Genomic DNA, 9962 nt, shown 5'->3' with positions numbered 1-9962 from the left:
GGCAATTTTCTTGCCTCAGAGGCAAAGAGCTAGCGGTTGGCCACCGCCTGCTTGATGAGGGTCCTGCCGAAGTCCCACATCAGGCCGCCGCCGCTGTGGGCGTCGTCCATCACGTCCGTGAAGGCGTCCACGAAGCGGTCGACGTCCGCCTCGTCCACGATCAGCGGCGGGATGAGCTTGATCACCTCCAGGTGGTCGCCGGAGACCTGGGTGAGGATCCGGTGCCGTTGCAGCAGCGGTACGACGACCATCTGCGCGAACAGACCCTTGCGGGCCGCCTGGAGCATGGCCCAGCGGCTGCGCAGCTTCAGCGAGCCGGGCCGGCCGAACTCGATGCCGATCATCAGGCCCCGCCCGCGGACGTCGGCGAGCAGCTCGTACTTGTCGATCAGCGCGGTGAGCCGGGACCGGAGCTGCTCCCCCACCGCCCGCGCGTTGGCGACGACCTGGTCGTTCTCCATGACGGAGAGCACCGCGAGACCGGCCGCCATGGCCTGGGCGTTGGCGCCGAAGCTGGCCGAGTGGACCAGGACGCGGTCCATGGACGAGTAGACCTTCTTGAAGATCCAGTCCTTGCCGAGGGTCGCCCCGACGGGGACGTAACCCCCGGAGAGCGCCTTCGCCACGCACAGCAGGTCCGGCTCCACGCCTTCCTCGTGCTGGTAGGCGTAGAAGTCGCCGGTGCGGCCGAGACCGGTCTGCACCTCGTCGCAGATGAGCAGCGCCTTGTGCCGGTGCAGCAGGTCCTGCGCGGCCCGCAGGTAGCCGGGCGGGGCCTCGTGCACGCCCTTGCCCTGGATCGGCTCCACGATCAGCGCGGCGACGTCGCCCTTCTTCAGCTCCCGGGCGAGCGCGTCCAGATCCCCGAGGGGGACGGCCGTGTCGGGCAGCAGTGGGGCGAAACCGTCGCGGAAACCGTCCTCGCCGTTGACCGACAGGGAGCCCGTGGTCAGGCCGTGGAAGGCGTGGTCGCAGTACAGGACGCGCGGTCTGCCGGTGGCGAAGCGGGCGAACTTCAGGGCCGTCTCGACCGCCTCGGTCCCGCTGTTGCCGAAGAACACCCGGTCCAGGTGCGGGCTGTGGGCGAGGAGCCGTTCGGCGAGCAGACCGGGCAGCGGCTGGCAGTCGAAGCGGGTGAGGTCGGCCAGCTGGGCGTCCAGGACGTCGTGCAGGGCCTTGCGGACGACGGGGTGGTGGCGGCCCAGGCCCATCACCCCGAACCCGGCGAGCATGTCCAGGTAGTCGTTGCCGTCCGCGTCCCAGAAGTGCGCACCCTCGGCCCGCTCGTAGACCTTGTCGAAGCCGATGGTGTGCAGCATGCGCGGGAGCTGGTGGTTGAGGTACTTGGCATGCAGCTCGTACCGCTCACCACCACGCTCGGCGAGCAGCTCCCCGAGGTCGAACTCCGTACTCATTCCTTCTCCTTGTGGGCACCGTCCATGACAGCGCCCTCGGCTGTGGCGCCCCGAAGGGGCGCGGGGAGCATCGATTTGCGGCTGCCGCCGCGGGGCGCGATCGACCCGTACGGCGCCGCACCCGCCGAACGGCTCCCCGCACCACCCCCGTGGGCACGCCCCGCAAGGCTCGCCCCGATCCGCCCCGCGATCTCGACGGGCGTCAGCCCGATGTCGGCCAGCACCTCCCCCCTCTTCGCGTGCGCCAGGAACTGCTCGGGAATCCCGAACCGCCGTACCGGCACGTCCACTTCGGCGTCGCCGAGCGCCAGCGCGACCGCCGCGCCCACGCCCGCCGCCCGGCTGTTGTCCTCGACGACCGCCACCAGCTCGTGCCGGGCCGCCAGCACCGGCAGCGCCGGATCCACGGGCTTCACCCAACGGGGGTCCACGACCGTGCAGTCGACACCACGGGCGGCCAGCAGCTCCGCCGCCTGGAGGCACACCGGCGCCATCACCCCGACCGCGACCAGCAGCACCCGCGGGTCCGCACCCCGGTGCAGGACGTCCACGCCGCCGACCCGGTCGACCGCCGGGATCTCCGGCCCCACCGACTCCTTCGGGAAGCGGACCAGCGTCGGCGCGTCGTCGACGGCGACGGCCTCGCGCAACTGGAGACGCAGTTGTTCCGCGTCGCGCGGGGCGGCGATCCGCAGGCCGGGCACGACCTGGAGGATCGACATGTCCCACATGCCGTTGTGCGAGGCCCCGTCGACCCCCGTCACCCCGGCGCGGTCCAGGACGAACGTCACCCCGCAGCGGTGCAGCGCCACGTCCATCAGCAACTGGTCGAAGGCACGGTTGAGGAACGTGGCGTAGACGGCGACGACCGGGTGCAGTCCGCCGGTCGCCAGGCCCGCCGCCGAGACGGCCGCGTGCTGCTCGGCGATGCCCACGTCCCAGACCCGGTCGGGGAAGCGCTCGGCGAACCTGCCGAGGCCGACCGGGTGCAGCATCGCCGCGGTGATCGCCACGACGTCGTCCCGTTCCTCGCCGATGCGGACGATCTCGTCGCCGAACACCGAGGTCCAGGACGGGCCGTTGGAGGGCGTGAGCGGCTCGCAGGTGAGCGGGTCCATCACGCCGACGGTGTGGAAGTGGTCCTCCTCGTGGGCGAGAGCGGGCTCGTAGCCGCGGCCCTTCTCGGTGAGGCAGTGCACCAGCACCGGACCGTGGAAGCGTTTCGCGCGCCGCAGTGCGGACTCCACCGCTCTGATGTCATGGCCGTCGATCGGGCCGACGTACTTGAGACCCAGGTCCTCGAACATCCCCTGCGGCGCGAAGGCGTCCTTGAAGCCCTTCTTGGCGCCATGCAGGGACTCGTAGAGGGTGCCGCCCACCACGGGCATGCGCAGGAGGACCTCCTTGCCCCAGGCCAGCACCTGCTCGTAACCGTCGGTGGTGCGCAGGGTGGCCAGGTGATTGGCGAGACCGCCGATGGTGGGGGCGTACGACCGCTCGTTGTCGTTGACGACGATGATCAGCGGCCGGTCCTTGGCGGCCGCGATGTTGTTGAGCGCCTCCCAGGCCATTCCACCGGTCAGCGCCCCGTCGCCGATCACCGCGACGACATGGCCCTTCTCCCCCTGTACCTGGCGGGCCTTGGCGAGGCCGTCGGCCCAGCCGAGCGCGGTGGAGGCGTGGCTGTTCTCGATGACGTCGTGCTCGGACTCCTCGCGCGAGGGGTAACCGGACAGACCGCCCTTGCCGCGCAGTTTGGAGAAGTCCTGGCGGCCGGTGAGCAGTTTGTGGACGTAACTCTGGTGACCGGTGTCCCAGAGGATGCGGTCGGCCGGGGACTCGAAGACCCGGTGCAGCGCGACGGTCAGTTCCACGACGCCCAGGTTGGGCCCGAGGTGACCGCCGGTCCTGGCGACCGCGTGCACCAGGAACTCGCGTATTTCTTCGGACAGTTCACCGAGTTGTGCCTCGGACAGCGCCTTCAGGTCGCGTGGTCCCCGGATGGTCTCCAGAATCGTCACGCTCGGCCCCCTCTCGGTCCGTGCTGTTCAGCTCACGGTGACGGCGGGTGCTCCGGACCCGGCGCCGTCCTGCTCCATCTGCTCGGCGATCTTCATCGCTTCCTCGATGAGGGTCTCCACGATCCTCGACTCGGGCACGGTCTTGACGACCTCGCCCTTGACGAAGATCTGCCCCTTGCCGTTGCCGGAGGCGACGCCCAGGTCGGCTTCCCGTGCCTCGCCGGGGCCGTTGACCACGCAGCCCATGACGGCCACGCGCAGCGGTACCTCCATGCCCGCAAGACCCGCCGTCACCTCGTCCGCCAGCTTGTAGACGTCGACCTGGGCGCGCCCGCAGGACGGGCAGGAGACGATCTCCAGGCCGCGCTGCCGCAGGTTCAACGACTCCAGGATCTGGTTGCCGACCTTGACCTCCTCGGCGGGCGGGGCGCTCAGGGAGACCCGGATCGTGTCGCCGATGCCCTGGGAGAGGAGGGCGCCGAAGGCCACCGCGGACTTGATCGTGCCCTGGAAGGCCGGGCCCGCCTCGGTGACGCCGAGGTGGAGGGGGTACTCGCACTGGGCGGCGAGCTGCCGGTACGCCTCGATCATCACGACCGGGTCGTTGTGCTTGACGGAGATCTTGATGTCCCGGAAGTCGTGCTCCTCGAAGAGGGACGCCTCCCACAGGGCCGACTCGACCAGCGCCTCCGGAGTCGCCCTGCCGTACTTCTCCAGCAGCCGCCGGTCGAGCGAGCCGGCGTTGACCCCGATCCGTATCGGGGTGCCGTGGTCCTTCGCGGCCCGCGCGATCTCCCTGACCTTGTCGTCGAACTGCTTGATGTTGCCCGGGTTGACGCGGACGGCGGCGCAGCCGGCCTCGATGGCCGCGAAGACGTACTTCGGCTGGAAGTGGATGTCCGCGATCACCGGGATCTGGGACTTCCTCGCGATGGTGCCCAGCGCGTCCGCGTCGTCCTGCGTGGGGCAGGCGACACGGACGATCTGGCAGCCGGACGCGGTGAGTTCGGCGATCTGCTGGAGGGTGGCGCCGATGTCCGAGGTACGGGTCGTGGTCATCGACTGCACGGACACCGGGGCGCCGCCGCCGACGGCCACCGGTCCGACGTGGATCTGCCGCGACCGACGCCGCTCGGCGACCGGCCGGGCCGGGACCTCGGGCAGGCCCAGGGAAACGGCGGTCATGCCCCTACTCCCGGTTTCCGGAGACCGTCTCGCGCATCGCGCGCAGCGACTCCTTGAGGGACCCCATGGTGGCGAGGACGGCGGTGGGCTCGTAGCCGCAGTGCGCCATGCAGTTGGCGCAGCGCGGGTCCTTGCCGCGGCCGTACTTGTCCCAGTCGGTCTTCTCGATGAGTTCCCGGTACGTCGGCACGTACCCGTCGCTCATCAGGTAGCAGGGGCGCTGCCAGCCGAACAGCGAGTAGTTCGGGATCGCCCAGGCCGTGCACGGGAAGTCGACCTTGCCCTCCAGGAAGTCCAGGAAGAGCGGGGAGTGGTTGAGCCGCCACTTCTGCCGGTTGCCGCCGGAGAAGGCCTTCTTGAACAGTTCGCGGGTCTGCTCCACGCCCAGGAAGTGCTCCTGGTCGGGGGCCTTCTCGTAGGCGTAGGCGGGCGAGATCATCATCTCGTCGACCTTGAGGTCGTCGTTGAGGAAGTTGAGCACCTCGATGATGGTCTGCGGGGTGTCCGTGTTGAAGAAGGTCGAGTTGGTGGTCACCCGGAAGCCGCGCCGCTTGGCCTCCTTGATGGCCGCCACCGCCTCGTCGAACACGCCCTCCTTGGCGACGGACTCGTCGTGCCGCTCGCGCAGCCCGTCGATGTGCACCGCGAAGGCGAAGTACGGCGAGGGCGTGAACTTGTCCATCTTCTTGCGCAGCAGCATCGCGTTGGTGCACAGGAAGACGTACTTGCGCTTCGCCACCAGCTGCCGCACGATCTCGTCGATCTGAGGGTGCATCAGGGGCTCGCCGCCCGCGATGGAGACCATCGGCGCACCGGACTCCAACACCGCGCCGACGGCCTGGGCGACCGGCATACGCTGCTTGAGCACCCCCGCCGGATGCTGGATCTTGCCGCAGCCCTCACATTTCAGGTTGCACGCGAAGAGCGGTTCCAGCTCCACGATCAGCGGGAACTTGTCCCGCTTGCGGAGCTTCTGTTCAGCCAAGTAGGTAGCGACCTTGATCGACTGGCGCAGCGGCATGGCCATCTGGCTCACCTCCGGGGGAGCAGCAAGGAACGGTGCCATTCGAAGAAAGCGGGAAGAACGGATCGAAGGACGCGGAAAGCCGATATTCCACCGCGCACCGTGCCGATCCGGACGAGTTCATGTTCAGGAGCGTCCACGACCACCCGTACGGCCGCAACCGGGCGCTCGCCCGCGCGCACGGCGCTCAGGAGCGTGGCCGCCGATTCCATGTCGACCGCGATTGCGCCGGTCGCGAGCAGATCGGACCGTTCGTGACCGCGGACGACGTGGTCGGAGCCGGTGACGGGCCCGGTGTGGACGGTGCGGCCGGGCAGGGTCCGTACGAGTTCCTTCACGAGGAGTTCGGTGCCGACGCACGGGACGCTCCCGCGCGGGTCCCGGGTCTCCTCGGCGACGACCAGGTCGCCGGGGTGCATCCCGGGGGCGAGTCCGGCACAGAAACCGGTGGCCAGCACGGCGGCACCGGCGAGCGCCGGGTCCGCCAGGACGCGGGTGACGGACCGTTCCGCCGCCCTGGGTCCCATACCGGTGCGCACCACGGTGACCGGCCCGTCCGCGCCACCGCGTTCGCCGGCGCGCAGGGCGAGGTGCTCGATGCCGAGCGCGCAGGCGATCAGCAGCGGGGCCGCAGCGGGCGTGGTACTCATTCAGCTCCTCTCGGCCTCGGGTGTGGGCTCGCCGTGGACGTAACGGCCGAGCGCGGTGAGCGGGAAGACCTGCCGGTAGAGGTGGTAGTTGATGGAGAAGTCCCAGGGGAAGCCGGTGCCGGTGAAGTACGGCTCGTCCCAGGAGCCGTCCTCCCGCTGGGTCTCGGCGAGCCACCGCACTCCCCGCTCCACCGCCTTGGAGTCCTTCTCCCCCGCCGCGAGCAGGGCCATCAGTGCCCACGCCGTCTGGGAGGCGGTGGAGGCGCCGCGCCCGCTCCATTCGCCGACGTGCTTGTAGGAGCGCAGGTCCTCACCCCAGCCGCCGTCGTCGTTCTGGACGTTCTCCAGCCAGGTCACCGCACGCCGGATCGCCGGGTGGGAGGCGGGCAGTCCGGCCGCGGTGAGCGCGGGTACCACGGAACCGGTGCCGTAGACGTAGTTGACGCCCCAGCGTCCGAACCACGAGCCGTTCGGCTCCTGTTCGGCGAGCAGCCACTCGATGCCGCGCCGGGTGCGCGGGTCGTGGGACAGGCCCTCGAAGGCGAGCATCTCCACGACGTGGGCGGTGACGTCCGCGGAGGGCGGGTCGATGACCTCGCCGAAGTCGCAGAACGGCAGCCGGTTGGGGAACGGGCTGGTGTTGTCGACGTCGAAGGCGCCCCAGGCGCCGTTCTTCGACTGCATGCCGAGGTTCCAGCGCACCCCGCGCCCGATGGCCTTCTCCATCCGTTCGGGGTCGTGGTGCTTGATGCGGCGCAGCGCGAGGACGACCTCGGCGGTGTCGTCGATGTCGGGGTAGTTGTCGTTGTGGAACTCGAAGGCCCAGCCGCCCGGCGGGAGCTGGGGGCGCTTCACGGCCCAGTCGCCGGGCCGGACGATCTGCTCGCCGAGCATCCAGTCGGCGGCCTTGACCAGTTGCGGGTGGTCGGCGGGCAGCCCGGCGTCGGCGAGCGCGATGGCCGCGAGACAGGTGTCCCACACCGGCGACTGGCAGGCCTCGATCATCCGGGCGCCGTCCTCGCGCCACACGGCGTAACGATCCAGCGACTCCAGGCCGGCGCGCATCACGGGGTGTCGCAGGTCGTAGCCGAGCAGGTGCAGGGCGATCACCGAGTACACGGCGGGCGGCTGGATGCCGCCCCAGGCTCCGTCGTTCTCCTGCCGCTCCACGATCCAGCGGGCGGCGGAGCGCAGCGCCGAGCCGCGCAGCCGGCGCACCGCGACCCTGCGGTAGCCGCGGACAACCTTGTCGAGCCGCTGGAACAGGCCCTCCCAGGTGGTCGGCGGGGCCAGCGGGCGGGGCGGGTTGGGGTTCGCCGGGTCGGTGTGGAGCTCGTCCAGCGGGAAGGGGGCCGGGCGCACGGGCCGTTTCGCCGAGACCACGGTGAGCGGCACGATGGTCTGCCGGGCCCACTGGCCGAAGTTGTAGATGCTGAGCGGGAACCACTTGGGGAAGTACAGGAGCTCCGGGGGGAGTTCGGGCAGGTCCTCCCACTTCCACCAGCCGAACAGGGCCAGCCAGATCCGGGTGAAGACCCGGGCGGCGGCGATCCCGCCGCGCTCGCGGATCCAGGCCGACGCCTTCGCCATGTGCGGTGCGTCGGGCGCGTCCCCGGCGAGCCGCAGGGCGACGTACGCCTCGATGGTGGTGGAGAGTTCGCCGGGGCCGCCGTAGAAGGTGGCCCAGGTGCCGTCCTCACGCTGCTCGCCACGGATGAAGAGCGCGGCCGCGGCGGTCGTGGACTCGTCGCGGATGCCCAGGAACTGACGGAGCAGCAGGTCCTCGGCGTCCATGGTGACGTTGGTCTCCAGGTCGCCCTTCCACCAGCCCTGTGCGTCCTGGAGGGAGAGCAGCTGGTCGGTGGCACGCCGGACGGCGCGTTCGGCGGCTTCTTGTACCCCGGTCGCCACGGGGGTGGTGAGTTCGGTTGTGGCCGAGTCGGCCCGGGGCGGCAGGGTGGCCCCGGTGCTTCCGTCGGTCGTCGCTGTCATGGCATCCCCTTCGTGCAGTCGTGCGAAATCGTTCTGCTGTGGGTCCGCCGTCGGCCGGTGCTGGCTGCGCGCTCGCACCGGCCGGCGACTACGCGAGGGCTATTCGACCGATAGTGATCATCTCTTTCGTACGACGACGAAGTCGGCCAGCGCCGTGAACTGCGCCCGTACCCGGTCGGGCATGTCGACGGCGTGGAGGGCCTCGATGGCGATGGTGTGCTGACGGCGGGCCTCTTCGGCGGTCCACTCGCGTCCGCCGGCCTCCTCGATGAGCGCGGCGCGGGCGGCGAACTCCTCCTCGGAGAAGTTCTCGAAGTCGCTGCTCTTGGCGTCGGCGGCGAGGATCTCGCCGAGCCGCTCGGAGGCCGCTCCGCCCGCGGCGAGCGCGGCCACGACCGGCAGGGACTTCTTGCGCTGGCGCAGGTCGCTCCAGGTCTGCTTGCCGGTGGACTCCGGGTCGCCCCAGATGCCGAGGAGGTCGTCGACAGCCTGGAAGGCGAGGCCGAGGTGGTAGCCGTACCGCTCCAGGGTGTCGGCGGTGCGGTCGTCGGCGCCGCCGAGCACCGCGCCGATGGAGCTGGAGGCGGCGAGCAGGGCACCGGTCTTGTTGCCCTCCATCTCCAGGCACTCCTCGACGCTGACCCGGTCGCGGTGCTCGTAGGAGATGTCCTGGGCCTGGCCGTCGATGAGGGCGCGGGTGGCGGTGGTGATCCGGCGGGTGGCGCGGCCGGCCTCGACGGTGCCGAGTTCGAGGAGGATCTCGTTGGCGAGCGCGAACAGGGCGTCGCCGACCAGGATGGCCTGGGCGGGGCCGTGCACCTTCCAGACGGTGTCACGGTGGCGGCGCTGTTCGTCGCCGTCCATCAGGTCGTCGTGCAGCAGGGAGAAGTTGTGGACGAGTTCGACGGCGACGGCGCCGGGGATGCCGATCTCGGGCGCGGCGCCGGTGACCTCGGCGGAGAGCACGGCGAGGGCGGGGCGAACGGCCTTGCCGCCGTCCCCGTCGGCGGGGTTGCCCTCGGCGTCGATCCAGCCGAAGTGGTAGGCGGCCACGGTGTCCATGGGAGGTGCCAGGCGGTCGACTGCCGCCCGCAGTACCGGTGTTGCAAGGGTCCGGCCGCGCTCCAGGAGCGCGGTCACGTCCACCGCGTCGGCAGCCGTCTCGGCCGGGGGCACAGTGGGCACAGTTTCTCCTCTTGTTGCGGTACCGGGGGTGCGGAGGCCTGCCACCCACTGATCGAGCGTCACGCCGCCTCCTCGAACTCGAAGAGGTGGCGCGGGCGGGGCCGGCCCAGAGTGCTCAACGCGGCATCGGCCGCACAGACACCGCTGCGGACCGCACTCTCCATGGTCGCGGGCCACCCGGTGGCGGTCCACGCTCCGGCCAGGTAGAGGCCGGGTGCCTTGGTGCGGGCGCCGGGCCGCAGCCGCCCGACGCCGGGGGTGGGGGCGAACGTCGCGGTGCGCTCCCGGGTCACGAAGAAGTCCCGCACCCCGGCGCCGCGCGCGCCGGGCAGCAGCCGTTCCAGTTCGGGCAGATAGCGCTCGCGCAGCACGGCCACGGGGGCGTCGATCTCGTCCTGGGCGGCGGACTGGGGGTTGGCGCCGATGAGGAGGAGGCGCGAACCCCTCGATGTCCTGAGGCCTCCGCACCCCCGGCCCCACATACTCCGCC

8 protein-coding genes are annotated in these 9962 nt (G+C 70.7%); all 8 read right to left on the bottom strand.

Annotated features, from left to right (window positions below):
- Positions 1–29: 29 nt before the first annotated feature.
- A complete protein-coding gene (locus ABZ646_RS31405) occupies positions 30–1415 on the bottom strand; it encodes an aspartate aminotransferase family protein (RefSeq protein WP_360526266.1) in 1386 nt (461 codons plus the stop codon).
- Entirely contained in the window at positions 1412–3436 is a 2025-nt protein-coding gene (gene dxs / locus ABZ646_RS31400) for a 1-deoxy-D-xylulose-5-phosphate synthase (protein ID WP_360526263.1), read from the bottom strand. The genes ABZ646_RS31405 and dxs overlap by 4 nt, the downstream gene beginning before the upstream one ends.
- 27 nt (positions 3437–3463) lie before the next feature.
- The gene (ispG, locus tag ABZ646_RS31395) at positions 3464–4621 is read right to left on the bottom strand and encodes a flavodoxin-dependent (E)-4-hydroxy-3-methylbut-2-enyl-diphosphate synthase (protein WP_360526260.1); all 1158 of its coding nucleotides are present in this window, start codon (positions 4619–4621) and stop codon (positions 3464–3466) included.
- A 4-nt stretch (positions 4622–4625) separates the two neighbouring features.
- Positions 4626–5648: an adenosyl-hopene transferase HpnH gene (hpnH, locus tag ABZ646_RS31390; protein WP_360526257.1), complete on the bottom strand. Its 1023-nt coding sequence runs from the start codon at positions 5646–5648 to the stop codon at positions 4626–4628.
- Positions 5649–5653: 5 nt separating this feature from the next.
- Positions 5654–6295, bottom strand: coding sequence for a 1-hydroxy-2-methyl-2-butenyl 4-diphosphate reductase (locus ABZ646_RS31385; protein WP_360526254.1), 642 nt, complete (start codon positions 6293–6295; stop codon positions 5654–5656).
- Positions 6296–8287, bottom strand: coding sequence for a squalene--hopene cyclase (gene shc / locus ABZ646_RS31380; protein ID WP_360526251.1), 1992 nt, complete (start codon positions 8285–8287; stop codon positions 6296–6298).
- A gap of 117 nt (positions 8288–8404) precedes the next feature.
- The gene (locus ABZ646_RS31375; protein ID WP_360526248.1) at positions 8405–9472 is read right to left on the bottom strand and encodes a polyprenyl synthetase family protein; all 1068 of its coding nucleotides are present in this window, start codon (positions 9470–9472) and stop codon (positions 8405–8407) included.
- A gap of 59 nt (positions 9473–9531) precedes the next feature.
- Positions 9532–9962: FAD-dependent oxidoreductase (locus ABZ646_RS31370; protein ID WP_360526245.1), on the bottom strand; the 431-nt coding region annotated here is incomplete at its 5' end.

The organism is Streptomyces sp. NPDC007162, from assembly GCF_040634175.1.
Lineage (GTDB): Bacteria > Actinomycetota > Actinomycetes > Streptomycetales > Streptomycetaceae > Streptomyces.
The sequence above is the reverse complement of the archived record's forward strand: the minus strand, read 5'-3'. Positions and strand labels throughout refer to the sequence as shown.